This window comes from Arthrobacter sp. SRS-W-1-2016 (assembly GCF_002009585.1).
Lineage (GTDB): Bacteria > Actinomycetota > Actinomycetes > Actinomycetales > Micrococcaceae > Arthrobacter > Arthrobacter bambusae_A.
Genome location: NZ_MTPV01000028.1, coordinates 1 through 23,903 on the forward strand (window position 1 = coordinate 1; position 23,903 = coordinate 23,903).

At 64.7% G+C, this 23,903-nt stretch carries 28 protein-coding genes; 9 read left to right on the plus strand and 19 right to left on the minus strand.

All coding sequences use genetic code 11. The annotated features are described in order from the left end of the window. Positions 1-340 precede the first annotated feature (340 nt). Entirely contained in the window at positions 341-886 is a 546-nt protein-coding gene (locus BMF89_RS06710; RefSeq protein WP_078106301.1) for a hypothetical protein, read from the plus strand. Here BMF89_RS06710 and BMF89_RS06715 read toward each other — a convergent pair. From BMF89_RS06715 to BMF89_RS06795, 17 genes are all read right to left on the minus strand, one after another. Continuing rightward, positions 883-1,143 carry a carbon storage regulator gene (locus BMF89_RS06715; protein ID WP_078106302.1) on the minus strand — a complete coding sequence of 87 codons (261 nt, stop codon included), beginning with the start codon at positions 1,141-1,143 and terminating at the stop codon, positions 883-885. The genes BMF89_RS06710 and BMF89_RS06715 overlap by 4 nt on opposite strands. A gap of 4 nt (positions 1,144-1,147) precedes the next feature. Beyond that, positions 1,148-2,170: a hypothetical protein gene (locus BMF89_RS06720; protein ID WP_078106303.1), complete on the minus strand. Its 1,023-nt coding sequence runs from the start codon at positions 2,168-2,170 to the stop codon at positions 1,148-1,150. Further along, entirely contained in the window at positions 2,148-4,196 is a 2,049-nt protein-coding gene (locus BMF89_RS06725; RefSeq protein WP_078106304.1) for a flagellar biosynthesis protein FlhA, read from the minus strand. The genes BMF89_RS06720 and BMF89_RS06725 overlap by 23 nt, the downstream gene beginning before the upstream one ends. A gap of 79 nt (positions 4,197-4,275) precedes the next feature. Beyond that, entirely contained in the window at positions 4,276-5,379 is a 1,104-nt protein-coding gene (locus BMF89_RS06730) for an EscU/YscU/HrcU family type III secretion system export apparatus switch protein (RefSeq protein WP_078106305.1), read from the minus strand. Further along, positions 5,379-6,137, minus strand: a complete 759-nt coding sequence (locus tag BMF89_RS06735) for a flagellar biosynthetic protein FliR (protein ID WP_078106306.1) — start codon at positions 6,135-6,137, stop codon at positions 5,379-5,381. Before BMF89_RS06735 ends, BMF89_RS06730 begins: the two co-directional genes overlap by 1 nt. A 1-nt stretch (position 6,138) precedes the next feature. Then, positions 6,139-6,414: a flagellar biosynthesis protein FliQ gene (fliQ, locus tag BMF89_RS06740; RefSeq protein ID WP_078106307.1), complete on the minus strand. Its 276-nt coding sequence runs from the start codon at positions 6,412-6,414 to the stop codon at positions 6,139-6,141. Beyond that, positions 6,414-7,241 carry a flagellar type III secretion system pore protein FliP gene (gene fliP / locus BMF89_RS06745; RefSeq protein WP_253190742.1) on the minus strand — a complete coding sequence of 276 codons (828 nt, stop codon included), beginning with the start codon at positions 7,239-7,241 and terminating at the stop codon, positions 6,414-6,416. The genes fliQ and fliP overlap by 1 nt, the downstream gene beginning before the upstream one ends. A 44-nt stretch (positions 7,242-7,285) precedes the next feature. Continuing rightward, positions 7,286-7,795: a flagellar biosynthetic protein FliO gene (gene fliO, locus BMF89_RS06750; RefSeq protein WP_078106308.1), complete on the minus strand. Its 510-nt coding sequence runs from the start codon at positions 7,793-7,795 to the stop codon at positions 7,286-7,288. Next, positions 7,796-8,536 carry a flagellar motor switch protein FliN gene (gene fliN / locus BMF89_RS06755; RefSeq protein WP_078106309.1) on the minus strand — a complete coding sequence of 247 codons (741 nt, stop codon included), beginning with the start codon at positions 8,534-8,536 and terminating at the stop codon, positions 7,796-7,798. Then, complete coding sequence (locus tag BMF89_RS06760) at positions 8,533-9,429, minus strand: flagellar motor switch protein FliM (RefSeq protein WP_078106310.1); 897 nt, start codon at positions 9,427-9,429, stop codon at positions 8,533-8,535. The genes fliN and BMF89_RS06760 overlap by 4 nt, the downstream gene beginning before the upstream one ends. Positions 9,430-9,528: 99 nt before the next feature. Further along, positions 9,529-9,939, minus strand: coding sequence for a VOC family protein (locus tag BMF89_RS06765; RefSeq protein ID WP_078106415.1), 411 nt, complete (start codon positions 9,937-9,939; stop codon positions 9,529-9,531). Between the two features lie 65 nt (positions 9,940-10,004). Next, positions 10,005-10,817 carry a molybdate ABC transporter substrate-binding protein gene (modA, locus tag BMF89_RS06770; protein WP_078106311.1) on the minus strand — a complete coding sequence of 271 codons (813 nt, stop codon included), beginning with the start codon at positions 10,815-10,817 and terminating at the stop codon, positions 10,005-10,007. After that, entirely contained in the window at positions 10,814-11,224 is a 411-nt protein-coding gene (locus BMF89_RS06775) for a TOBE domain-containing protein (protein ID WP_078106312.1), read from the minus strand. Before BMF89_RS06775 ends, modA begins: the two co-directional genes overlap by 4 nt. Before the next feature lie 179 nt (positions 11,225-11,403). Further along, on the minus strand, positions 11,404-11,844 hold the full coding sequence (locus BMF89_RS06780) for a helix-turn-helix transcriptional regulator (RefSeq protein ID WP_078106313.1): 441 nt from the start codon (positions 11,842-11,844) through the stop codon (positions 11,404-11,406). Between the two features lie 82 nt (positions 11,845-11,926). Next, positions 11,927-12,724 carry a flagellar motor protein MotB gene (locus tag BMF89_RS06785; protein ID WP_078106314.1) on the minus strand — a complete coding sequence of 266 codons (798 nt, stop codon included), beginning with the start codon at positions 12,722-12,724 and terminating at the stop codon, positions 11,927-11,929. After that, positions 12,721-13,548 carry a MotA/TolQ/ExbB proton channel family protein gene (locus tag BMF89_RS06790; protein ID WP_078106315.1) on the minus strand — a complete coding sequence of 276 codons (828 nt, stop codon included), beginning with the start codon at positions 13,546-13,548 and terminating at the stop codon, positions 12,721-12,723. The genes BMF89_RS06785 and BMF89_RS06790 overlap by 4 nt, the downstream gene beginning before the upstream one ends. A 3-nt stretch (positions 13,549-13,551) precedes the next feature. Next, positions 13,552-13,806 carry a flagellar FlbD family protein gene (locus BMF89_RS06795; RefSeq protein ID WP_078106316.1) on the minus strand — a complete coding sequence of 85 codons (255 nt, stop codon included), beginning with the start codon at positions 13,804-13,806 and terminating at the stop codon, positions 13,552-13,554. 200 nt (positions 13,807-14,006) lie between these two features. Between BMF89_RS06795 and BMF89_RS06800 the strand changes: the two genes are divergently transcribed. Genes BMF89_RS06800 through BMF89_RS06810 form a run of 3 tightly spaced genes read left to right on the plus strand, consistent with a single transcriptional unit; the run spans position 14,007 to position 15,780 of the window. Continuing rightward, positions 14,007-14,333 carry a metalloregulator ArsR/SmtB family transcription factor gene (locus BMF89_RS06800; RefSeq protein ID WP_078106317.1) on the plus strand — a complete coding sequence of 109 codons (327 nt, stop codon included), beginning with the start codon at positions 14,007-14,009 and terminating at the stop codon, positions 14,331-14,333. Then, on the plus strand, positions 14,330-15,073 hold the full coding sequence (locus BMF89_RS06805) for a cation transporter (protein ID WP_078106318.1): 744 nt from the start codon (positions 14,330-14,332) through the stop codon (positions 15,071-15,073). Before BMF89_RS06800 ends, BMF89_RS06805 begins: the two co-directional genes overlap by 4 nt. A 5-nt stretch (positions 15,074-15,078) precedes the next feature. Next, positions 15,079-15,780 (plus strand): thioredoxin domain-containing protein, encoded by a 702-nt coding sequence (locus BMF89_RS06810; protein WP_078106416.1) that lies wholly within the window; start codon positions 15,079-15,081, stop codon positions 15,778-15,780. 78 nt (positions 15,781-15,858) lie between these two features. Here BMF89_RS06810 and BMF89_RS06815 read toward each other — a convergent pair whose 3' ends face one another. Next, positions 15,859-16,608 carry an ABC transporter permease gene (locus BMF89_RS06815; RefSeq protein ID WP_078106319.1) on the minus strand — a complete coding sequence of 250 codons (750 nt, stop codon included), beginning with the start codon at positions 16,606-16,608 and terminating at the stop codon, positions 15,859-15,861. 218 nt (positions 16,609-16,826) lie between these two features. Here BMF89_RS06815 and BMF89_RS06820 point away from each other — a divergent pair, with 218 nt between their 5' ends. The 5 genes from BMF89_RS06820 to BMF89_RS06840 all read left to right on the plus strand — a co-directional run bounded on the left by BMF89_RS06820 (position 16,827) and on the right by BMF89_RS06840 (position 22,385). Further along, positions 16,827-17,897: an iron ABC transporter substrate-binding protein gene (locus BMF89_RS06820; RefSeq protein WP_078106320.1), complete on the plus strand. Its 1,071-nt coding sequence runs from the start codon at positions 16,827-16,829 to the stop codon at positions 17,895-17,897. Positions 17,898-17,901: 4 nt separating this feature from the next. Next, positions 17,902-19,512, plus strand: a complete 1,611-nt coding sequence (locus BMF89_RS06825) for an iron ABC transporter permease (RefSeq protein ID WP_078106321.1) — start codon at positions 17,902-17,904, stop codon at positions 19,510-19,512. Beyond that, the gene (locus BMF89_RS06830) at positions 19,509-20,663 is read left to right on the plus strand and encodes an ABC transporter ATP-binding protein (RefSeq protein WP_171983421.1); all 1,155 of its coding nucleotides are present in this window, start codon (positions 19,509-19,511) and stop codon (positions 20,661-20,663) included. The genes BMF89_RS06825 and BMF89_RS06830 overlap by 4 nt, the downstream gene beginning before the upstream one ends. Before the next feature lie 192 nt (positions 20,664-20,855). Further along, on the plus strand, positions 20,856-21,770 hold the full coding sequence (locus BMF89_RS06835) for a patatin-like phospholipase family protein (protein WP_078106322.1): 915 nt from the start codon (positions 20,856-20,858) through the stop codon (positions 21,768-21,770). A 42-nt stretch (positions 21,771-21,812) separates the two neighbouring features. Beyond that, positions 21,813-22,385: an MOSC domain-containing protein gene (locus BMF89_RS06840; RefSeq protein WP_078106323.1), complete on the plus strand. Its 573-nt coding sequence runs from the start codon at positions 21,813-21,815 to the stop codon at positions 22,383-22,385. Here BMF89_RS06840 and BMF89_RS06845 read toward each other — a convergent pair. Further along, entirely contained in the window at positions 22,371-23,663 is a 1,293-nt protein-coding gene (locus tag BMF89_RS06845) for an MFS transporter (protein WP_078106324.1), read from the minus strand. The two genes, BMF89_RS06840 and BMF89_RS06845, sit on opposite strands and share 15 nt — an antisense overlap. Positions 23,664-23,903: the final 240 nt, after the last annotated feature.

The window sequence follows — 23,903 nt, forward strand, 5'->3', positions numbered from 1 at the left end:
TGAGAAGCTCTCGCGCAGAGCTCCGACACCAAATAGCCAACGAGCGGTAAGTGCTGCAGCACCAGCTCGTTGCGTTCATCGCGATTCAAAATTAGTCCCCCCATGAGACCCGTTTATTGAGTTGCAAAAGCCTGGTTCCAGGGGCTTCATGGGCCAGCTGCTGAGACGGTACAGCGTGCCGAAGATTACATGGACCAGACATGTATTCAGTGAACATACCATCTGAAAAATAACAATGCGTGTACGCTCATGAAAAAGATACAAATCGGGCCTCGGAAAACACGTTTTCGCAGGCCGAACCGGGGAATGGGGAACCGTGGGGGCGGACGAGCTATCAGCGATGCTGTGGCGTGAGCGGAGACAGCTGGAACTGCTGTTGTACCGACTCGAAACACAGTTGCTGCACGTCCGGGCAGGCAATTGGCATTGGCTGAAATTCACTGCCGCCGACGTGGAAAAGGTCCTGGAAAACCTCCGGTTCGACACGCTTGCCCGGAACATCGAGTCGTCTGCACTGGCCATTGAATGGCGCCTGTCGGCCAACGCAACGCTGCCCATGATTGCCTCAGTGGCGCCGTCCGGAATCTGGCCGGAACTGCTCCATGAACACCACCATGGCCTGGTCCGTCTGCTCAAGCAGGTCGAATCAACCGCGGCCGCCAATGTCGAAGCCCTCCGGATGGGGCCACAAGGCGCCGGGGTCCAGGGGCTTGGCTTAGTACAGCCGGGCGACAGCATGGCGCCGGGAGTGCCGGAAGCAGTGGCGCACGCCGGCACCGTGGATGACGTGACACTCCTTGCCGAAAGCGCCAACATCGAGCGGGCCCTGGCCGTGACGAGGGATTGCTCGCTGCCGCTCCTCGCAGAGTTCCTGGGCTTGGCTTAAGACCCGGCCTCTTCCTTGGGGGGCTTCCGCACGGGCGGACGCAGCCCGGCAACGAGCTCCTCGGCGTCGGGGCCGGCCTGGGCAGCAGCGAGGTTGGCCGCGGCGATCGCCTCAACCACTTCGCGACGTTGGATGGACACCCCGCGGGGCGCCTCGATCCCGATCCGCACGCCGTCGCCGCGGCCCTCCATGACGGTGATGACGATGTCCCCACCAATCATGATCTGTTCGCCCGGCTTGCGTGTCAGTACCAGCATGCTCTCAATCTACCTTTCCAAGCACCGCAACGCGGGCGGGCTTGCCGTCCACCCACCCGATGGGTAGGCCGAGTCCGTTGACCGTCTCGGGACTTCCGGTCTCCGACGCGCCGAAAACGGCAAGCGCGTCGACACGGACGCGCTCGGCGGCCAGGGCTGCGGAGAGCGCCCGCACCCAGGATGCCGTGTCTTCAGCCTTCCGCCCGGCGTCGACAACCAGCCACAACTGGTCTGCCGCGAGGGTGGCGATGTCCGCCGCACGCGTCACGGCTTCGCCTTGCCTGCCGAGCCCGTAGGCCACCAGTACGGTTTGGCCGGTGACGACCGCCTGGGCACGGGCCGCCGTCGCGCCCTGGCGCCCCGTCACATGGAGGTGCCCGAAAGCGGTCAGGGCTCCGGCCGTCCGGACGTCGAAGCCGCCCCCAGCGATGGACAATTCCAGTGCTGTCCCCAAGGCGTCGTCGCCGAGGCCAAGCAGGATGACGAGGTTGCCGCTGCCGGCCAATGGCACCGGCACGGCGGCCGGAGGGGTCGCTGGAACGGCGTGCCCGACCACGGCGTGCGGCAACGCAGTCAGCGCGCCTTGCGTTGGTGCTCCGGACGCCGGCACCCGGAATTCGTTGCCCAGTTGCTCCAATATCCCGGCGAAATCCGGGGAGGCAGTAGAAACTGCCTCCGGCCGGTGCATGTCCATCTCGGCCGCGTCGGCCTGCTCCAGGAGCGCGGCGATCGCGGGCCCCTGCAACGCGTGCGCCTCCCCGGCAGCGTGCACCTCCCCGCCCGCTTGCGCCTCCCAACTGACTCGCAGTTGTCGTCGTTCTGGGCCCTCAGAACGACAACTATTGCCAGCTAGTTGGGATGGAACCTCGATGGTGGCCTCGTAGCGATTGGCTGCGAAGAGTCCGGCGATCCCCGGGTTGGTGACTTTCTCGGCTGAGACGATCCGCGCGCCGGGCCCGTATTGCTGCTCGGCCTTCACCCGGATGTCGTCCAGGGACGTGCCCTTAAGCTTGTATTGCTTCGGCATTGCGGACCACCCCCACGGTCTCGATCTGGATGTTCGCGGACGTTACTTCACGGTAGGACAACACGGGAACGCCGCCGTCGGGAGCTGCCACGAGGCGCCGGACCGCCGGCCGCAGCGCCGGAGCGCACACCAGAACGGCCTGCCGTCCGGCATTCGCCGCGGTCTCCACCGAAGCCTGCACGGAGGCCAGGACAGCGTCCAGGCGAGCCTGGCTCATGACAATCTGGGTACCCCCTTCGGCCGGGCGCATGTCTTCGAGCATGGACTGTTCCAGGAGCGGATCGATCATGATCACATTGAGCATCGTGCCGTCCAGGAACTTGGCTGCGAGCGCGGGACCGAGGGATTGCCGGGCGGTTTCGATCAGGGCCTCGGGCTCGGTGGAAACCTTGGCACGCAAGGCAAGGGCCTCGTAAATGCGGGGAAGATCGTTGATGGGGACCTGTTCTTCGAGAAGGCCCTGCAGCACGCGCTGCACCTCGGCGAGGGACATCAGCCCGGGAATGAGTTCCTCGACGGCGGCCGGGCTCTGCTTGCGCACGCCTTCCGTCAGCACCCGGACGTCTTCGCGGGTGAGGAGCCTCGCGGCGTTGGCGGAAACAATCGATGACAAGTGGGTCACCAGCACGGAAACCCGGTCGATCACGGTTGCCCCGGTCATTTCCGCACTGTGGCGCATCTCGGTGGGAATCCATTTTCCGGCCAGCCCGAAGACCGGTTCCACCGTGGAGGCACCGGGCAGCGCGTCAAGGTAATCGCCGAGGGCAAGCAACTTGCCCGACGGCGCCGTGCCGCGTCCGGCTTCCACTCCGGCAATGCGGATGGCATAGGTGGCCGGTGGCAGCTCGACGTTGTCGCGCGTGCGGACGGGCGGAATCACGATCCCCAATTCCATGGCGATCTTGTGGCGGAGGGAGCGGACGCGGGCCAGGAGGTCGTCCGAGGCACCGGAAACCATGTCAACAAGGTCCGGAGCCAGCAGGATCTCGACGGGGTGGATGCGCATGTCCTGCATGAGCCGCTCGTTGGGATCTTCTTCGGAGCTCAGGGTGGCTGCTTCCTGCGCGTCCTCCGCCTCGCTCTGCTTTTTTTGCCGGGCCGCCAGGCGCCTGGAACCGAACAGCAGGAAGGTGCCCACCAGCAGGAAGGGAATGATGGGCATGCCGGGGATGAGCGCCATGGCGACGGCGGCCAGTCCCGCGATGAGCAAGGCGTTGGGCGACTGCATGAGCTGCGAGGAGGCCGTCCGGCCCATGTCCTCCTCGGCATTCGACCGGGTGACGATCATGCCCGTGGACACGGCCATGAGGAGGGCCGGGATCTGTGTGACGAGACCGTCGCCCATAGTCAGCAGGCCATAGGAGTTCAGCGCATCGCCCACGTTCATGCCGCGCTGCAGCACGCCGATGGCAATGCCGCCAACGAAGTTGATGATGATAATGATGATGCCGGCGATCGCATCGCCCTTGACGAACTTCGAGGCACCGTCCATGGCGCCGTAGAAGTCGGCCTCGGCGGAAACCTCGGCGCGGCGCTTGCGGGCCTGGACATCGGTGATGAGGCCGGCGTTGAGGTCCGCGTCGATGGCCATCTGCTTGCCGGGCATGGCGTCCAGGGTGAACCTTGCCCCCACTTCGGCGACGCGTTCGGCACCCTTGGTGACCACCACGAATTGGATGACCACCAGGATGAGGAACACCACGGCGCCGATGATCATGGAGCCGCCCACGGTGACCTTGCCGAAAGCGTCGATCACTTGGCCGGCGAACCCTTGTCCCAGCACCAGCCGGGTGGACGCCACGTTGAGCCCCAACCGGAACAGCGTGGCCACGAGCAGCAAGGACGGGAAGACGGAAAAGTCCAGGGGCTTCTTGACGAACATGCTGGTGAGCAGGACCAGCAGGGCCAGCAGGATGTTGCAGACGATCAGGAAGTCCAGCAGGGGCGCGGGCACGGGAACCACCAGGAGCAGCACGATGCCCACGATTCCCACCGGCACGGTGAGCCTGGCGAATCTGTTGTTCATTGCGGTGTCCTGTCCGGGATGGCGTGGTTGTTGGGTGCGGTTCGGGGGCTCCGGTCAATGCGGTGGCCAATGCACGGGCTCATGCCGGGGCTCCGGCCATGGTTCCAGCCACTCCAGGCACACGATGGATTCCGCGTGCCGCTCCCCTCGCCTTGAGCGACATGACGAACGCCAGGACTCCCGCCACGGCACGGTACAGCTCCACAGGGATTTCCTGGCCCAGTTCGCACGCCGAATGAAGTGCCCTGGCCAGCGGAATGTCCTGGACCATCGGGACCGACTTCGCCTCCGCTTCCTCCCTGATCCGGGCAGCGATCACCCCGGCCCCCTTGGCCACCACGCGCGGTGCCGCTTTGCCGGCGTCGTACTTCAGCGCCACGGCGACGTGCGTCGGGTTGACGATCACGACGTCGGCGTCTGCGATCGCGCCGATCATGCGGTTCCGGCTCATGCTCAATTGCCGCGAGCGGCGCTGGGACTTGATGAGCGGATCGCCGTCGCTGTTTTTGTTTTCGTCCTTGATTTCCTTTTTGGACATGCGCGTCTTCTTGCGGTTGCGGCGCATGACCACGAAGATGTCCGCGGCGGCCAGGACCAGGCCCGCCAGCACCGCGAACTGGATCAACGAACCGATGCCTCCGGTCGCTGCCGCAAGGATGCCGGACACCGGCAGTCCCCCGGCGGTGAGCAGCACCGGGACGAGCCCCTGCACCACCGAGTAGAGGACAAGCCCGACGACGGCGGTCTTCAGGAGCGCTTTCAGCCCGCCCCACAGGGCCTGCGCGCCGAAGACCCGCTTGAGGCCGCCCACAAGGTTGAAGTGCTCAAACTCAACGCGGAATTTCTTGAAATGGATGCCGCCCTGCACGGCGGATCCGGCCACCACGATCACCATGACCACCACGAACAAAGGCCCCAGCACCTGGGCCAAGGAGCCGAACCCGGCTTCGAGCGCCGCTACCGCTTTGGCCGGTTCGGGGTTCGCGATCACTGCGCGGACGGTGAACAGTTGGTCCGCGGCAACGTTGGAGGCACGCTCGATGGTGGAGGGGATCATGGCCGCCGCGGAGCCGACGGCGAGCCAGGCGGTGAGGTCCTGCGAGCGGGAAAGCTGCCCTTTGGACCGGACCTCCCGCATCCGTTTGTCGGTGGCTTGCTCGGTTTTCTCCTGTGAATCCGACATCAGCCCACCCCCATCAGGGTGTTCGCCGCCTGCTCGGCGAGCATGGCAACGAGCCGGGGCAGCGCCAGGAACAGGAATCCTGCGAGCCCGAGGGTGATGAACACTTTGAGCGGGAAGCCGAGGGCGAAGGCATTCAGGGCGGGCGCAACACGGGTGAGGAGCCCGAGCCCGATGTCGGCGAGTACCAGCACCACTAGCAAGGGCCCGGCGATTTGAACCGCGGCAAGGAACATCCCCGTGACAGCCGAAATCATCGCTTGGACAGGCTGTGCCATGTCCAGTCCACCGGCCAGCGGCAAGGCCGTGAAACTGCCGGTCAGGCCGCCGATCACCAGCTGGTAGCCGTCCGAAGCGAAAAGGAGTGCCAGTGCGGCCATCTGCATAAGCCTGGTGAATTGGGCGCCGTTGATCATCATCTGGGGATCGAAGCCCTGGGCCATCTGGAAGCCGCTGAAGAGGTCAATCAGGCTGCCGGCCGATTGGATGGCCGCGAAGACGAGCAGGACAAGGAAGCCGAGGACCACGCCGGTCACGAGTTCAAGCACCACGGCCGTGATGAAGCCCGCGGTGTCCTTGGAGGTGTAGCCAACGGAGAGGCGTTGGGAGACGGCCAGCCCTAAACCGATGCTGAGCATCCCTTTGATGCGCAGTGGAATTGCCTGGTGCGAGAAGGGAGGGGCCACCACCAGGAAGGCCGTCATCCGGACGGAGGCCAACAACAGGACCTCAAGCCAGGACTGGTTGAAGGGAAGATCCACTTCACGCTCCGCCGATCAGCCCGGGTATCCGGGCAAAGAGCTCGTTCGTGAAGGAAACAGCCTCGGTGATCATCCAGTGCCCGCACACCACCAAGGCCACGGCCACGGCGACTGCCTTGGGCACGAAGGAGAGGGTGGCTTCCTGGAGCTGGGTGATGGACTGCAGGAGGGAAATGGCGAGGCCCACCACCAGCGCGGTGACCAAGGCGGGCGCGGCCAGCTTGGCCGCAAGAATCAGGGCCTGGAGGCAAATGTCCAGGACTGCGTTGGTATCCATCAGCCGCTCGCATAACTCTGGATCAGGGCGGTGATCACCAGTCCCCAGCCGTCCACCAGGATGAACAACAGGATCTTGAAGGGAAGGGAGATCATGACCGGCGGGAGCATCATCATGCCCATGGACATCAGGGCGGCCGAGACCACCAGGTCGATCACCAGGAACGGGATGAAAATGACGAAGCCGATGATGAATGCCGCCCGGAGTTCGGAGATCATGAACGCGGGGATGAGGGTCTGCAACGGGACCGATTGCGGGTTGGCCGGGTTATCCAGCTTGGCGGCCCGGGTCATGAGGGCAATGTCTTCCTGCCGGGTGTGGGCCACCATGAAGTGCTGGAGTGGCGCGGATCCGGCCGAAACGGCTCCGTTGAAATCCAGCGTGCCGTTCAGGTAGGGCTGGATGCCGACGTTGTTGATCTCCGAAATCACGGGCCACATCACGAACAGGGAAAGGAAGAGCGCCAGCCCGGCCAGCACTTGGTTGGGCGGGATGGACGGGAGGGACAAGGCGTTGCGGGTCATGGCCAGCACCACGAAGATCTTGGTGAACGAGGTCATCATGAGCAGCAGGGCAGGAGCTACGGAGAGCAGCGTGATCCCGATCAGCGTAACCACTGCGGTGGATGGCTTTCCGTCCAGCCCATTGATGTTGATGCTGACGTTGCCGTTGGAGGGTTGGGCAGGTGCCGTGGGAACTGCGGGCGCCGTGGGTGGCGGGGGGCTGACCGGTGCCGCATGTCCACTTGCCGTGCCCAGCCACAGGAACAGGGCCGTCAGCACGAGGACACAGAGCACCGCTGGCAGCGTCCTGCGCACAGCCAGCAACTTCCTGCCGGTGCGGTGGGCATCGGCAGGCCCCAGAGTCGCGATCAATTCCGGCGTCCCCTGATGGCCTCGGCGGCCTGCCGCCACGTGGAACCGGCAAGGATGGATCCGTGCATGGGCTGTGCTTTGTCCAGCCCGCTACGCCGGTGGATCTCGCTGCGGCGGGTGTGTCCGGCAGCTTGGAGTCCACTGCCTTGGGATGACGTTTGGGGCCCGTTGTCCGGAAGCGACGTTCCCCCGGCGTCACGGAAGATATCGGCGAAGCTCTCGGGTGCCGTCGCGACTTCAGGAAGTTCCACGGGGACGTCACCGCTGTGCAGGACGTTGATGGCGTGTTCAGTGACGCCCAAAAGGAATCGCTTGTCACCGGCGTCGACCACCACCACGGAGGCCTTTTGGCCGACAGTCTGCCGGCTGACCACCGTCAGGGTGGTGTTGGCCCGGCGTCGTCCCTTGGCCTTTCCTTTGAGCAGGCGGCGCTGCAGGACCCATATGAGCCCCAGCACCGCACCCAGGGCCACGAGCACGCGCAGCCCGAGGATGACGGAATCCATCTAGTAGATTCCCTCGGCGACGTCCAGGATGCGGGTGATGCGCACTGCGTAGTCCTGGTCCACGACGACCACTTCACCGTGCGCGATCAGGCGCCCGTTGAGGAGGACGTCCGCCGGTGCACCGGCCGAGCGGTCCAGTTCGATCACCTTGCCCGGTTCCAGGGCGAGTGCGTCGCGCACGGACATGCGGGTGCGGCCGATTTCCACGGTGAGGGCCATTTCGACGTTGCTGATCAATCCGAGGCGGGACGAAACCGCCCCGGGTTGAATGCTTCGCGCGGCGGCAGCGTCCTGCACGGTCCCGTGTTCGCGGACCCGGACGGCGAACCAGCCAAACGCCTGCCCGCCGTCCATCGCTTGCCGCTGGCGCAGTTCAAAAACAGCGGTCTCGGGGTCGGACAGCAGCCCGGCGGCGTCTTCCTCGCGCAACTCCCCCAGCACGCCGGCGTCGAACGCGGCGGCCGCGTGTTCCATCGCGGGACGCAGGACGTCGATGGCCGACACGACGGCGGCGTGCCCTTGCTGGGTGCCGCCGGCAGCGGCCAGGAAGGAACCGTCCGTGAGGATGAGCGCGAAGTCCGCCGTCACGGAGCCCACGAACGTGGCGGTGACCGCGAGCGGTGCGTATGCCGCTGCGGCGTGGGGCGGGACAATGCCGGCGACGTGCAGCGTGGCAGGAGCCGGCAGCTGCGTGGCCAAACGCTCGGCCGCGGACTCGTGCAGGGTCAGGGTGATGCTCATCGCTGGTTCTCCTCGATTGTGACGATGACGGCGGCTGCACGGGAGCCGTTGCGGGCAGGTGCCGCGGTGGCCAGGCGGGTGCCATTGATGGCTACGTCGAACGGCCGGTTCTCCAGGTGCGGCAGCTGAATGACGTCCCCGACGGCGAGGCCCAGGATCTGTGCCGGCGTCACCGGAGTGGGGCTCAACTGGATGGCTATGTCTACCGGTACCTGGGTGACCTGGGCGCGGACCAGCGCCTCGGCGTCGCGGCTGTGGACGGTGGGGTTCACGTCGCCGAGCCCGGAAAGGAGGACGTCGGCGGGAATCGCGAGACTGGCCGCAGCAAGGCTTTCGCCCACCTTCACGGTGAATGAGGCCACGATCATCAGTTCCGCCGGAGCCGCGGCTTGGGCGAACTGGGAGTTGTACTGGATGACGTCCATGCGCACCGGGGTGGTCAGCAGGGCACCAAGCGAATAGCTCAGATCCTCCAGCCCGTCTTCCACCATGCGGCTGATGAGGGCCTGCTCGATCTGGGTGAACTTGCGGTCCGGGACTGCCGTTTCGCTGGCCCCGCCCAGCATGCGGGTGACCCAAGACAAGGCCGCGGTGGCGGGAAACTGCATGACCAGCCGCGACTCGCTTCCGTCGATGCGGCACAGCACCATCGAGGTGACGGAAGGGAGGGACGCGGCGTATTCGTCGTAGCTCTGCATGATGAGCTGTTCAAGGGTCGCGGTGGACTTCACGCGGACCTTGGCCGTGAGCTGTGTTCCCCACTGGCGGGCGAACGTCTCGAACGCGACTTCCAGGACGCGGCTGTGCTGGCGAGGCAAGGTGGTGGGCCTGCGGAAGTCATAGACGTCCACGGTGCGCTGCCGTACCGCCGATTGATCTTCCTGTTCACTCACGGTTGCCACTATCGGCAAGGAAAGTGCAGGCGTAAGTGACGAGTTTTCGGGCGGCTGGTGGGTGTGGCCCGGGGCCGCACCCACCAGCGCGGGCGCAGGCTATGCGGCCGGAGCCTGGGAAATCCTCACCATGTTGCCCGAAGGATCGCGGAAGGCGCAGTCGCGGGGACCCCATGGCTGGTCGATTGGCTCCTGCATGACCTCAGCGCCGGAAGCCCTGACCTTCTCGAAGAGCGTGTCGACGTCGTCGGAACGGAAGACGATCGGCCCCAGGACGCCCTTGGTGAGCAGCTCCTGGAGGGAGTCGCCGTCGGCCTTGGACCGGCCGGCGTGCGGTTCGGAAAGCACGATTTCAACACCCGGCTGGTCCGTGCTGCCGAGCGTCACCCAACGGAATCCGCCTTGTGCCACGTCGTTGAGCACCTCGAGGCCGAGGGCATCCCGATAGAAGGTGAGTGCTTCGTCGGGATCGTTGACAGTGATGTGTGAGTACTGCAGTGAAATAGTCATGGCAACGACGCTAGTCCGCTGCGCCCACACGCGCTTCTCGAATCCTGCTCGCTTCCCGCGGGAGGCTACGGAGTTCCGAAGCCGGAGTCGCCGAGAACCTTCTTGCCTTCGCTTCCCGTCACCAGTGCGATGAATGCCGCAGCCAGGTCCTTGTTCTTGCTGGTGCCCACGGTGCCGATCGGGTACGTGTTGACGGCCTTGTTCGACTCCGGGAAAGTGATGCCCTTGACCTTGTCCCCGGCGCCCTTGACGTCGGTGACGTAGACGAGTCCGGCGTCGGCCTCGCCGGAGGCCACCTTGCCCAGGACGTCAGTCACGGATGATTCTTCACTGACGGGCTTCAAGGTTGTACCGGTGGCCTTTTCGATGGTTTGCGCTGCGGAGCCGCACGGCACTTGGCTGGCGCAGACCACCACCTTGACGCCCGGCTTGGCCAGATCCGCGAAGGAACTGATCGACGCCGGGTTCGACGGCGGGACGGCGATGGTCAGGACGTTGGTGGCGAAGTTCTTGGCCGCTCCGTCGAGCAGCTTGGCGTCGGACAGCTTGGCCATGTTCTTGGTGTCGGCCGAGGCAAAGACATCCGCCGGAGCGCCTTGGGTGATCTGCGTGACGAGATCAGATGACCCCGCGAAACTCAGCGCCACTTTGGTACCCGGGTTCGCTGCCTCGAATTCGCTCGCCAGCTTGGTGAATGTTGCCTTCAGCGAGGCAGCCGCGTAGACCGTCACCGTGCCCGAAAGCTTAGGCGTCGCGCCGGCGCTGTCGGATCCGCTGCTGACAGTGCTGGCGGGACTTCCTGAACCGCAGCCGGCCAGGCTGGCCGCGAGGGCGCCCGCAACGAGCAATGCGGCGAAGGGCTTGCGGGTGATCCTCATATGGCGCTCTTTCCTTGGGGTGTTTCGATGATGACTGTGGTGGCCTTGACCACGGCTGTGGCGACCGAGCCGAGTTCGAGTCCGAGCTCCCGGACGGCCTCGCTGCTCATGAGGGATACGACACGGAAGGGACCGCATTGCAGTTCCACTTGTGCCATGACCGTGTCGGCCGTGATGCCGGTGACCAGTCCGACGAAGCGGTTGCGGGCAGAGCGGCCCACCCTGGTGGGATCCTCGGGCAGCTGGGCCTGGTCCCGCGCGAGGTGGGCAAGTTCCAGCCCGTCCACGGCCAGCCGCCCGGAATCATCCTTGACCGGGGTCAGGATGCCGTTCTCGGTCCAGCGCCGGACGGTATCGTCGCTGACACCCAGGAAACGAGCTGCTTCAGATACTCGAATATTTGGCATGGCATCAGAATAATCCTCAAATGCGGTAATGACGGCATGTATCTTCCGCAAATCAAATGTGGCCCGTTTTCCCGCGGTGATGGTGTCCCGCCCGGCAAGCGTCCAGGACGCAAAAGAGGTTCCGCCCTGTCAGGACGGAACCTCTGGCGTATATCGGCCGGCGACGGCGCATCAAGTAGTCAGTCGGCGGCAACCGCAAGCGCTTCGCGGTTCTTGCTGGCTTCGTTCCGGCTGGGCCGCGTGCGTATCTTCGCCACGCACGCGGGCATGGCGGCCACGGCCAGGTGTTCGCGGGCGCGGTACGTGCTGGGCGGCACCCCCACAAGTTCGGTGAACCGCGAGCTGAAAGAGCCAAGTGACGTGCAACCGACCTCCATGCACGCGTCGGTCACGCTCATTCCGCCGCGCAGCATTGCCATCGCGCGCTCGATGCGGCGGGTCATCAGGTAGTTGTAAGGGGTCTCGCCATAAGCGGCCCGGAACTGCCGGGAGAAGTGTGCCGGTGACATGAACGCATGGCTGGCCATGGTGGGTACGTCGAGGGGTTTGGCGTACTCGCGGTCGATCAGGTCACGGGCCTTTCGCAAGTACGTGAGCCGGGCGATGTCTTCCGGAGTCATGCCACGAGCGTACCTCGGCACGCCGACCACTTCCATGGTGCGCGACGCCGCTCGGTCACCGACCGCTCATGGCACACGGCCGCTACTGGCCACCGGCCCTCGCCTTGAGCGCCTCGGGGATCAGTGCGCGGACCACTTCGGGCTTGTCCGAGAGGACGACGACGTCGACCCTGCGGTTGAGTTCCATGAGCGCCTCGGTGGAATCGTCGTTGACCTGCCGGGCGGATCCGTACGCGACTGCGCCGATGTGCCCTGCCGAAATGCCCCCGTGGTCGACGAGGTACCTGAGGACGTTGACGGAACGCGCGGACGAAAGCTCCCACGTGGAGGGGTACGAGGTGACCCCGTTGGCTGCATGGCCTTCCACCATGATTTCGAGGGCCGCCTTGGCCATGGTCGGGGCAATCATGCCAAGAACCTGGCTCGCGCGGGGCGTGAGGTCCGGCCGGTCGGGTTCGAAGAAGGTCTGCGATCCTACGAGTTTCACCGTGAGCCCGCGTTCGTTGATCTGGAACTGCACATTGGCGCCCAGCCCCGCGGCGTCGAGCTTGGACTTCATGTCGTCGCGCAAAGCGGTGAGCCGGGCCGCTTCCTTGAGCGCGAGGTCCAAGTTGGAGAATCCCTGGGCGTCGGCGCTGGTGTATTCCGGCGGAACGACGGTCCCGGTGGCGGTGTCCACCTTCTGGCTGACCACCGTGCCGAATCCCGTGGCCAGCGAGTTGCGGAGCTTGTCGAATTTGGCCTGGTCCACGGTGGACATTGCGAAGAGCACGATGAACATGCACATGAGCACGGTGACCATGTCCATGTAGGACGCCATCCAGCGTTCGTCGACGTGCTCTTCCGCGGGAGGTGAGCCGCGGCGGCGTCGGGACCTCATGCGGCCTTGGACGAAGCGAATTTGCCGGGGCGCGTTTCGTCGTCGTCGCTCTTGCTTGCTGTTTTCGCGTTGCCGAGCCGGTCCGGGGGAACCATGGCGCGGAGCCGTTCGGCGAGGAGGAGGGGCTGGGTCCCGTTCTGCACCGCCAGCATGCCCTCCATCAGGAGGGTCATACGTTCGATTTCCAGCTCGGAAAGTCGCTTGAGCCTCGAGCTGAAAGGCAGCCAGATGAAGTTCGCGGACAACAAACCCCACAGGGTTGCCACGAAAGCGGAGGCGATCATCGGCCCCAGATGATCGGGCGAGGAAAGGTTCTCAAGGACGTGGGTCAGCGATACCACGGTGCCGATAATTCCGATGGTCGGCGCGTAGCCCCCCAGGCTCGCGAAGAATTTGGCGGAGACGTGGTCGCTGCGCATCTTGGAGTCGATCTCGTCTTCCATGAGGATGCGCAGCTCTTCGGCATCCGTGCCGTCGGCGATGTTCTGCAGTGCACGGGCCAGAAAGGGATCTTTCTCCTCCGTGGCCGCCTCTTCGAGGGAGAGGAGACCCTCGCTGCGCGCCTTCTCGGCGAAGCCGATCAGTTGGTCGATGCTGTCCTGGGGCTTGTCCGTCTTTCCCTTGAACGCCTTGGGGAGGTCCTTGAACGCCCGGACGGTATCGCGGAACGTGTTCCCGGCCAGTCCCACGGCCAAGGTGGCCCCGAAAACCAGGACCATGGGCGCGGGAAGCAGGAGGGCCATGAGGTTGGCGTCTTCGAGGGTCACCATGGCGACCACCGAACCGAAGGCCAGGAACAGGCCGATTATTGTCGAGGGATCCATGGCTTACCTTCCGTCCGTGTCCGGGGTGCGCACGAGGCTCAGGGGATAGCCCGTCACGATGGGGGGATCCTGTGCCCGCCGAAGAATATAGGCCCGGTAGTTCGCAATCAGGTCCACGACCTCCGCGAGGCTTTCCCGCACGACATACGTGGCGCCGTCGAGCGTCACCAGATGGGTGTCCGGGCTTTCGTGGATCCGTTCAATGATGTCCGGATTCACGGCAAAGCGGGTGCCGTTCAGGCGGGTGACAACGATCATGGGCCGTTTCTGCTTTAGGTAGGGAGGCGCTGCGAGGAGGGCGGTTCAGTCCCTACTGTCGGCCAGCCGCACGCTTGCGTTAGCTTGCAGCCCGCGCGTTGACCGGAATCAGCGGAAATGTTCCTGCAGCCAGCCTCCATCCGCGCGCATCACTTTCATACAGAATTGCGTGAATACATCCGACGCTGTACTTTGAGGCAATGCAGACTTTGACTCATGCGCCCGTCCTGGCGCGCTTCGGGTACGCGGTGTCGGATCCGACACGCGCGCGCATCCTCCTGGCCTTGGCGGAGGCATCCGCCTATCCGTCCGACCTCGCCGAGTCCCTGGGCGTCTCGAGACAGAGCATGTCCAATCACCTGACCTGCTTGCGGGGATGCGGACTCGTGATCGCCGTCCCGGACGGGCGGCGCAGCCGCTATGAGCTGGCTGATCAGCGGTTGGGCCACGCGATCAAGGACCTGATCGGAGTGGTGCTCGCGGTGGACCCCTCCTGCTGCGCCCCGGACGGGCGTTGCCTGGCATGACGGGTCAACTGCTCGCCCCGACGCCGCAGCGCAGGGCTGTCTTGGGCTTGAGGATCCGGCTTTTCGCCGCGGCCACCATCACCTACAACCTCATTGAAGCCGTCGTGGCGCTCTGGGCTGGTGGTGTTGCCGATTCCTCGGCGCTCATCGGGTTTGGGCTGGATTCGGTGATCGAGGTCGCCTCTGCACTGGCGCTGTCCTGGCAGTTCTCCGCGAAGGATCCGGAACGGCGCGAACACCTGACCCTGCGGATCATCGCCGTATCGTTCTTCGCCCTTGCAGCGTTCGTGGCGGTCGACGCGGTCCGCTCCCTCACTGGCGCGGGCGAAGCCCAGCACTCCACACCCGGGATCATCATCGCCGGCCTGAGCCTGGCCATCATGCCCGTTCTGTCGTGGGCTCAGCGACGGGCCGGCCGGGAGCTAGGCTCCAAGTCCGCCGTGGCCGACTCCAAGCAAACTCTTTTGTGCACCTACCTCGCCGCCATCCTGCTCGCGGGCTTGATCCTGAACAGCTTGTTGGGCTGGTGGTGGGCAGACGCCGGCGCCGCCCTGGTGATCGCAGCAATAGCGGCGCGGGAAGGCTTCAACGCCTGGCGCGGAGATGGCTGCGGCGCGGTGCCGCGCGGGCAAGAAGCCCGGGTATCCGGCGCGGATGGCTGCTGCGCTGAGTGCGGATCCGGAACGGAGCCTGCAAACCCGTTATCCACTCCCTTCCCTTGCGGAGGGACTGACGCGTGAACCTCATAGGACAAACACCGAGCAACGGGAAACCACGCGACACCGCAAGGGACCCAGCCAAAAGAGTCCGGATCATCCTCTGGATCATCGTGGGCATTATCGTCGGCGGTGGCCTGATCTGGTACGCCGTATTCTTGGCCACGAAACCCGCCCCAACAGCCGCACAGCCCGCCTCCGAGGCGCAGCTGGTCAGGGAGGATAGCCACCGTGTCACCGCAACGTCCACCGAAAAGGCCCAGCTCGTCGAGTTCCTCGATTTCGAATGCGAATCCTGCCGAGCCGCCGCGCCTTTGGTGGAGGAGCTGAAAAAGGAATACGGGGACCGGATCACCTTCGTCAACAGATACTTCCCCCTGCCGGGGCACCGGAACTCCGGCACGGCAGCCCTCGCCGTCGAAGCCGCGGCGCAGCAAGGCAAATATGGGCAGATGTCCGGCAAGATGTTCGCAACCCAACCCGAGTGGGGCGAAAAACAGGACTCCCAGGCAACACTGTTCCGCACCTTCGCCCAAGAACTCGGGTTGGACATGGACAAGTACGACGCCGCCGTAGCGGACGACAAAACCCGGGATCGGATCCGCAAGGACGTCGCCGACGGCACCGCCCTGGGCGTGACAGGAACTCCGACATTCTTCCTCAACGGCGAAAAGCTAACCCTCAACAGTGAGGGACAATTCCGGCAACTGCTGGATGCCGCCGTCAAATAGGCCGAATAAGCCGAGCAGTCACACTCGCAGGCTCACCATGCACGCAGCTCAGGAAACTCGGCCTCAGCCCTCTTCTCATCAGCGCAACGTCGCTGGACGCACGCGTACTGGCGCGAGGATTCCGATGATCATGACGGCGGTCATCGAACCTGCCGCCATGATCGCCGCGAGCACCACTATTTGGAAACGGCCTGCCTCAAAGGGAGAGACTCCGCCAAAGATCGCCCCGACGAACGCACCGGGCAGGGTGACAAGTCCAGTCGTCTTGGTTTGATCGGTTGACGGGATCAGAGCCGAATAGACGGTCCGCCGGGCAAGATCAAGGGTTGCCTGCCTCGGGGTGGCGCCGAGCGCAAGCCACCCCTCGACTTCCTCCCAGTGCTCGTAAACGGATTCCTTGAAGCGCCGGCCGGCCAGGACTGCGATGGTCATGCCGTTGCCGATGACGATCCCGCCAATCGCGAGCGCGTAGCGGGGAGTGAACGCGATGGCTCCCGTCGCGAAAATGACGGCGAGGGTTATTCCGATGCCCGTGGCCATTGAGCCGCTGACAAGGCCCAAATGCGGCAGGCTCCAGCCAATGCGTCGCGTGGCACTTATCGCGGCTACCGCAAACATCACCAGAAGTGCGACGGCCACCCATAGCGGGCTGGTGATCACACCCCCCAAAACAAAGCTGATCGCGGCGAGCTGAATGGCCCCGCGGAGGATGGCCAGTGCAGGCGCGAAAGGGTGCGGGGTCCGGAACACCAGGAGCAGCGCCAACGTGGCCACCATCAGAATGCCGACGCCGAGGAAGGTCGGCAGGAATTCGGCGAGACCGGGCATGGAGCCAGCTTATCGACTGCCGCAAGGGCACCCGCCCAAGGGGGCACATCCACTATCCGCGTATTAGGGCACGTAAATCTTGCGTAATACATGTGATTCCGGTCACGATGGGGCTTTCTGGATGGAAATTTAGGTATGGCTAACCTAAAGTTTCAAGCTGTGAGCCCGCTTTTACTTCCCCCGGGCTCCCTCGGATTTGCTCGCAGAAAGAAGCCCTCATGAAGATTCGCGCTAACGCGCTGGCCGGCATCGCACTCGCCGCCACTGCAGCCCTGAGCCTGGCCGCGTGCGGCAACGGCACCGCCTCCTCCGCAGCCCCCGAGTCCGCTGCAGCCGACGCTGCTACTTCCACTAAAGTGGCTGGCGAAATCACCGTCTACAACGCCCAGCACGATACGCTGACCAAGGAATGGGTGGACGCGTTCACCAAGCAGACCGGCGTCAAGGTCACCATCCGCCAGGGTTCCGACACCGAGCTCTCGAACCAGATCATCCAGGAAGGCGCGGCATCCCCGGCCGACGTCTTCCTCACGGAGAACTCCCCCGCCATGGCCCAGGTTGAGAACGCCGGCCTCTTCGCGGACATCGACAAGGCCACCGTGGACCAGGTCCCGGCCGCATACCGCCCGTCCACCAACAAGTGGACCGGCATCGCCGCCCGCTCCACCGTCCTGGTGTACGACAAGACCAAGATCAGCGACGACAAGCTGCCCAAGTCCATGCTGGACCTGGCCAAGCCGGAGTGGAAGGGCCGGTGGGCCGCTTCGCCCTCCGGGGCTGACTTCCAGGCCATCGTTGCAGCCCTCCTCGAACAAAAGGGCGAGGCAGCCACCACTGAGTGGCTCAAGGGCATGAAGGACAACTTCAAGGCCTACAAGGGCAACAGCACAGCCATGAAGGCAGTCAATGCCGGCGAAGTCGACGCCGCATTGATCTATCACTACTACTATTATGGCGACCAGGCCAAGACCGGCGAGAACTCCAACAAGGTCACTCCGTACTTCTTCAAGAACCAGGATCCGGGCGCCTTCCTGTCCGTCTCCGGCGGCGGCGTGCTGAAATCCTCCAAGAACTCGGCGGCTGCCCAGGCCTTCATCAAGTTCATCACCGGCAAGCAAGGCCAGGAAGTCCTCAAGAACGGCACCTCCTACGAATACGCGATCGCTTCCAACGTGGACTCGAACGCTAAACTCGTTCCCATCAAGGATCTGCAGGCTCCCACCGTCGATCCGGCCAAATTGAACTCCGCAAAGGTCACCGACCTGATGACCAAGGCAGGACTGCTGTAATTCCGTGACCACTGATCTATCGGCTCGCATCTCTCCGAACATCCCGGAAGCTTCGGCGAGCACGACGACGGCGGGCAGGGGCAAGCGCCCCCGCCCGCCTTTCGGCGTTTCCGTAATATCCCTCCTGGCGGTGCTGATCGCGCTGTTTTCGCTCATCCCGCTGGGGTACGTCGCGTACATGACGGCCGCGACCGGGTGGGACACCGCCGTCGCGCTCATCGTCCGGCCGCGCGTCGGCGAGTTGCTCCTCAACACCGTCATGCTGGTGGTCTTCACGGTGCCCATATGCCTGGTGTTGGGGGTTGGCGGAGCGTGGCTCGTGGAGCGGACCAGGCTGCGCGGGCATCGCTGGTGGGCCGTGGCCTTGGCAGCCCCGCTGGCCATCCCGGCGTTCGTCAACAGCTATGCGTGGGTAACCGCCGTTCCCTCCTTGGAGGGCATCTGGTCCGGCGTGCTCATCGCCACGCTGTCCTATTTCCCCCTCGTCTACATTCCAGCCGCGGCGACCCTGGGGCGTCTCGACCCCGCGATTGAGCAGTCGGCGGCGTCCCTTGGCTTGGGTCCGTGGGCCATCTTCTTCCGGGTGGTGCTGCCACAACTGCGGATCGCCATGACGGGTGGCGCCCTCCTGGTGTCGCTGCACCTGCTGGCCGAATACGGTGCGTTCGCGATGATCCGCTTCGACACGTTCACCACCGCGATCATGACCCAGTTCCAGTCCACGTTCAACGGCACGGCCGGGAACATGTTGGCAAGCGTCCTGGTGTTCTTCTGCCTCATCCTGCTCCTCGCGGAGGTCAGGAGCAGGGGAACCGCACGCTACGCACGCGTCGGTTCCGGCGCCCAGGCCAAGCCGACCAAGCTGCCCCTGGGCCTCTACGAACTTCCCTCACAGCTCGGCCTGCTTGCCCTTACGGTGTTGGCCTTCGGATTGCCGATTTTCTTTGTCCTGCGCTGGGTGATAGCTGGAGGCGCCCAGGTCTGGTCGGCCGACGAGTTCCTTCCGGCGCTGCTCCAGACCCTCGCATACGGCACCGTGGGCGCCGCGGCGACAATCGTCGTCGGCTTCCCCATGGCCTATCTGGCCGTGCGGCACCCGAGCTGGTTCACCAAGATGCTGGAACTGTCCAACTACGTCACAAGCTCCCTGCCCGGCATCGTGGTGGGCCTCGCCTTCGTCACGGTGAGCATCCGCATGGTGCCTGGGATCTACCAGACCTCCGGGGTCCTGATTGCCGCCTACGTTCTGTTGTTCCTCCCGCGGGCGCTGGTCAATATCCGCACCGGACTGGCCCAAGCCCCCAAGGAACTCGACGAAGCCGCGCAATCGCTCGGCAAGGCTCCTCTGGTGTCCTTCCTGAAAGTGACGCTCCGCCTCACGGCTCCAGCCGCCGCCGGCGGTGCCGCGCTGGTGTTCCTCGCCATCGTGAACGAACTGACGGCCACGCTGCTGCTGTCCCCCAACGGCACGCATACCCTCGCCACGGAATTCTGGAGCAAGAGCAGCGAGATCGACTATGCGGGCGCGGCACCCTATGCCCTGCTCATGATCTTGTTGTCTGCACCCATGACGTACCTGCTTTTCCAACAGTCCAAGAAAGTAGCCGGACAGTGACTGAACAATCCCCCTCAAGGCTTCCGTCACCGCGTGTGGCGGCCTCTGTGGCTCCCACTACCAACACGCATCTGGACATCGCCGAGGTCACCAAGAACTTCGGCTCCCAGGCTGTGCTGAAGGGCGTGAACCTTTCCGTGGCCAAGGGCGGAACAACCGCCATCGTCGGGCCCTCCGGTTCCGGCAAGACCACCCTGTTGCGCCTGATCGCCGGATTCGAGCACCCGGACACCGGTTCCATCAGCCTCGGTGGAAACAAGGTAGCCGGCGACGGTATTTGGGTACCTGCCCACAAGCGGCACGTTGGCTATGTTGCCCAGGACGGCGCGCTCTTCCCGCACCTGACGGTGGGGCAGAACATCGCGTTCGGACTGGACAGGTCGGCGCTCGACGGCGGCCGCCGCGCCGTCAAGACGCGCGTCCAGGGACTGCTCGACATGGTTTCCCTCGATGCGGACATGGCGAAAAGGCGGCCCCACCAGCTCTCGGGAGGCCAGCAGCAGCGGGTGGCTCTCGCCCGTGCCTTGGCCCGCGAACCGCAACTGATGCTGCTCGACGAGCCATTCTCCGCGCTCGACGCCGGCCTTCGCGTGGCCACCCGGCGTGCCGTGGCCAAGGTCCTGAACGAAGCCGGGGTCACCACCATCCTGGTGACCCACGATCAAGCCGAGGCCCTTTCCTTCGCGGACCAGGTGGCGATCATGCGCGGCGGAAAGCTGGCGCAGATCGGCAATCCGTTCGTTGTGTACACGCGTCCCGCCGACCGGGCCACGGCCGAATTCCTCGGTGATGCGGTCATCCTGGACGCCTGGATGGAAGGCTCCCTCGCCACGTGTTCCCTGGGGGGCATACCCGTACGCCGTCCCCCCGCGCAGGGCCTGGTGCAATTGATGCTCCGTCCGGAACAGATCCGGATTGCTCCGGATGGTCCCATCCGCGGCGTCGTGGTCGATACGGACTACTTCGGCCCGGAGACCACGGTGCGGATCAAGCTCGCTCCCCGCGTTCCCGCCGAAGGTGCCGCCCGGACCTACCCAGGAGGCGGAGAGGTCATCACCATCCGCCACTGGAACGCGTCCATCACCAGGCCAGGCACTGAACTGAGCCTCCGCGTTGTAGGCGAAGGCGTGGCCTTCCCGGTGGAGGACTAGGAAGACAGCACGACGCCGATGGCGCGCCGCCGCGCGCCGTGCTAGCATCGTGCCGATCGTGATCAATCGGCAGGAGGTGAGTCCCATGAACGCAGTATCCGCAATGGGTGCTCCCCTGCAGTCCACGATCTCGCGACCGAAATAGTCGCCACTCGGGAGCGCCAAACAGGCAATTCGCGAAAGGCGACTCCCATGAACACAACATCTTCCTTACCTTTGCACTCCCGCGAGCGAGCGCTGGTCCTCGGTGGCGGCGGATCGACAGGCAATGCCTGGCTGATCGGCGTCCTTGCTGGCCTCTTCGAGGCCGGACTGGATGTGACCGATGCCGATCTGACCATCGGCACGTCGGCCGGATCGACGGCCGCGGCCCAGGTTGCAGGCGCAAGCCCGACTGAACTGTTCGCCAACATCCTTGACGCCGTCCCACCGCAAAGGCCCGCGCCGGTCGGGTCCGGAGCCGGACGCGCATCAGCCAGGCCGGTGGTGAACCACCTTGAGCGGATCAACAAGATCATCGCCGATGCCCAGGATGTGGCTGACATGCGTCGGCGACTGGGCGCGGCGGCGCTCGATATGGATGCGGCGTCGGACGGCGCCTGGTCAACACAGTGGCGCAACACGGTCGCCACGCGGCTACCCAGCCAACACTGGCCTGAACGGGCGGTGCTCATTACCGCGGTCGATGCGCGAACCGGTGAGCCGGTCGCATTCGACCGCCATTGTGGGGTCGATTTGGTGGACGCAATCGCCGCCAGCTGTTCCAGTGGCCTGCCTTACAAGATCGGAGGCAACCTCTACCTCGACGGCGGTTACCGATCCAACGCCGAGAATGCCGATCTGGCTGCCGGATACGAGCGCGTCCTGGTGCTCTCGCCCTTCGGTGGCAGATCCCTGCAACCGTTCGAGTGGGGCACGCATCTAGCAACGCAGGTCGACGAACTCCGGGCACGCGGAAGCCGGGTCGAAACGATCTTCCCGGACAGCAACTCCGGGCACATGTTCGGTGCCAATGCCATGGATCTGTCACTGCGTCCGCCCGCCGCCAAGGCGGGTTACGAGCAAGGCAAAACCCTTGCCGGGCAGCTCACCGGGTTCTGGAGCTGAGCGCCTTGGGTTGCTGACCCGGGAGAGGCATAGCCTTATGGCATGACCGCAAGCTACAGATACGACGTGGAGATCCTGCATCTGCTCGTGTCATCCGGCCACGCCTACTTCGGCCGTGCACGTGATGGTGCCGCCGAGGTGCCCACCACGGATGCCGAGCAGGTCGACGTCGTCAGCGGAAAGGGCATCGTCGGTGATCGGTTCTTCGGCAAGGCCGCGCACATGGATGCCGCAGTCACCCTGATAGCCATCGAGTCGCTCGAAGCGATGGCTGCTGAGCTGGGGGTCGCACCTTTTGACCCGCTCCTCACCCGCCGCAATGTAGTCGTCAGGGGAGCCCACTTGGCTCCCCTGCTGGGCGAGGAGTTCGCGTTGGAATCGGGTGGCGGCCTTGTGCGGCTTCGGGGCGGGCGGCCTGCCCATCCGTGCGCCTGGATGGACCAGGTCCTTGCTCCGGGCGCGCACGCCGCCATGCGCGGGCGCGGCGGCGTGCGCTGCCAACCACTTTCGGATGGCATCCTGCGTCGTGGCCCAGCCGTGTTAATTAGCCCTGTGCCCCTTGATCCCGACAAGGCCGGTACGGCCACGCTCCTCCGGGCTTCACGGCTTCCCTAGCTCAGTTCCTGCCGGGGGTCCCGCGTCGGAGGCAGCGATCGAGGCGTTGGCCTGATCAGCCAATGAACGCTGCCGACGACTCGCCAAGAGGAACGGCACCGCGATCAACTCGATGACCCCGCTGATCGCCAACGAGGCGGGGTAGCCGTACACATCGGCGGCCCGGCCGAGCAGCGGCTGCACCACCACTCCCCCGCTTGATCCCATGAGCGAGTCGAAGCTAAGGACTGTCGCGCGCTGCTTCGACGGGATCATGTCGTTCACGTAGGCCTGCCGCACCGGTGTGGCCGCCGAGGCGACCATGGCCCAGAACGTCAACAGCGCCAAAGCGACCAAGAAGACACCCGTGAGCCCGAGCACCACCAGAATCGATGCGCTGGCCACTCCGCTCAGAATCAACACTGTGGTGCGTTTGCGAACGAGGCGCCGGATGCGCGGTGCAATCCACCCGCCCAGCACCTGTGCTCCTGCCACGATGGCCGCCGCCAGGCCCGCAACGGAGTATGCGTGCGGGTCTCCGAAGAGCTGAAGCAGGTACGGCTGCAGGGCATAGAACACGTAGATCCCGACGCCGGCGCTGAACGGGGCTGCCAGCATCACGTAGCGTACGGGAGGATTTTTCAAACCGTTCTCGATCGAGGCGTCGACGACGGCGCGGCTCGCCTTGAGCGGATGGGCAGAATGCTCCGGGGTGAATCCGACGTCGCGCATGAGAAAGAAGGCGACGACGAACATAGCGAGGAGCACCCCGACGCGAATCAGGAACGGCACTCCGAGATTGGTGGCCTGCGCGATCACCCCGCCAGCCACCGAGCCCGCAAGCATGGCAGCACCTGACACCATCTGCCCGCGCCCGAGCACCGTCTCCAGGCCGCCCTCATATCCGGTGAAGCGCAACGCGTCCACGAGCCAAGCCTCCACCGCACCAGAGAAGAAGGTGAAGCCCAGGCCGAGCAGCAGCGACACCACGGCCCACCACCAGAACGGGGCCGAAAACTGCCACAGCAGATAGTAAAGGTAGGTGGAACCGGCCAGCGTCACGGTGCCCAGGAGGAACGAAACGCGGCGTCCCCAACCGTCGGCCACCACTCCGGTGGGCACTTCGAACACCACCATTCCGGCCGTGAAGAAGGCGTTCGCCGAGAAGGCCTCGAGGTTGCTGAGTCCCGCATCCAGCAGGAAGAGGGTGTTGATACCCCAGATGAACGAGGCCGCAAGGGTATTGCCAAGGGTCAACGTGAGAAAGATGCTTTGGATCTTTCGGGCGGCAGGGTTCATCGGGGCGACGTCCCCGCCTTGACGAGGGGCAACCACGTGGCCATTCTCGTCCGCTTCGGCAGCGCGCGCCAGAGCCCGAGGAGGCTGGTCCGCTAGCCGGCGATACCGCGAAACCCCATAGGTGAGCCCGGACGGCGGCCCCGCAAGGTCCGTTCTCGAAAAATTCCGTCGAATTCCGGGATTTTCGGCGGGCAGACGATCTTCGAGCTAATAATGTCGTAGGTCCCTGCGAGGCTTTCT

Bases quoted from the DNA above. Each gene is read 5' to 3' on its own strand.
- BMF89_RS06730 (WP_078106305.1), bottom strand. From the start codon at position 5,379: ATGTCGGATTCACAGGAGAAAACCGAGCAAGCCACCGACAAACGGATG.
- modA (WP_078106311.1), bottom strand. From the start codon at position 10,817: ATGAGGATCACCCGCAAGCCCTTCGCCGCATTGCTCGTTGCGGGCGCC.
- BMF89_RS06840 (WP_078106323.1), top strand. From the start codon at position 21,813: ATGACCGCAAGCTACAGATACGACGTGGAGATCCTGCATCTGCTCGTG.
- BMF89_RS06765 (WP_078106415.1), bottom strand. From the start codon at position 9,939: ATGACTATTTCACTGCAGTACTCACACATCACTGTCAACGATCCCGAC.
- BMF89_RS06780 (WP_078106313.1), bottom strand. From the start codon at position 11,844: ATGACTCCGGAAGACATCGCCCGGCTCACGTACTTGCGAAAGGCCCGT.
- BMF89_RS06795 (WP_078106316.1), bottom strand. From the start codon at position 13,806: ATGATCGTTGTCACCCGCCTGAACGGCACCCGCTTTGCCGTGAATCCG.
- BMF89_RS06835 (WP_078106322.1), top strand. From the start codon at position 20,856: ATGAACACAACATCTTCCTTACCTTTGCACTCCCGCGAGCGAGCGCTG.
- BMF89_RS06710 (WP_078106301.1), top strand. From the start codon at position 341: ATGCTGTGGCGTGAGCGGAGACAGCTGGAACTGCTGTTGTACCGACTC.
- fliQ (WP_078106307.1), bottom strand. From the start codon at position 6,414: ATGGATACCAACGCAGTCCTGGACATTTGCCTCCAGGCCCTGATTCTT.
- fliN (WP_078106309.1), bottom strand. From the start codon at position 8,536: ATGAGCATCACCCTGACCCTGCACGAGTCCGCGGCCGAGCGTTTGGCC.
- BMF89_RS06790 (WP_078106315.1), bottom strand. From the start codon at position 13,548: ATGGATCCCTCGACAATAATCGGCCTGTTCCTGGCCTTCGGTTCGGTG.
- BMF89_RS06785 (WP_078106314.1), bottom strand. From the start codon at position 12,724: ATGAGGTCCCGACGCCGCCGCGGCTCACCTCCCGCGGAAGAGCACGTC.
- BMF89_RS06725 (WP_078106304.1), bottom strand. From the start codon at position 4,196: ATGAACAACAGATTCGCCAGGCTCACCGTGCCGGTGGGAATCGTGGGC.
- BMF89_RS06820 (WP_078106320.1), top strand. From the start codon at position 16,827: ATGAAGATTCGCGCTAACGCGCTGGCCGGCATCGCACTCGCCGCCACT.
- fliO (WP_078106308.1), bottom strand. From the start codon at position 7,795: ATGGATTCCGTCATCCTCGGGCTGCGCGTGCTCGTGGCCCTGGGTGCG.
- BMF89_RS06775 (WP_078106312.1), bottom strand. From the start codon at position 11,224: ATGCCAAATATTCGAGTATCTGAAGCAGCTCGTTTCCTGGGTGTCAGC.
- BMF89_RS06800 (WP_078106317.1), top strand. From the start codon at position 14,007: ATGCAGACTTTGACTCATGCGCCCGTCCTGGCGCGCTTCGGGTACGCG.
- BMF89_RS06720 (WP_078106303.1), bottom strand. From the start codon at position 2,170: ATGCCGAAGCAATACAAGCTTAAGGGCACGTCCCTGGACGACATCCGG.
- BMF89_RS06845 (WP_078106324.1), bottom strand. From the start codon at position 23,663: ATGAACCCTGCCGCCCGAAAGATCCAAAGCATCTTTCTCACGTTGACC.
- BMF89_RS06815 (WP_078106319.1), bottom strand. From the start codon at position 16,608: ATGCCCGGTCTCGCCGAATTCCTGCCGACCTTCCTCGGCGTCGGCATT.
- BMF89_RS06805 (WP_078106318.1), top strand. From the start codon at position 14,330: ATGACGGGTCAACTGCTCGCCCCGACGCCGCAGCGCAGGGCTGTCTTG.
- BMF89_RS06715 (WP_078106302.1), bottom strand. From the start codon at position 1,143: ATGCTGGTACTGACACGCAAGCCGGGCGAACAGATCATGATTGGTGGG.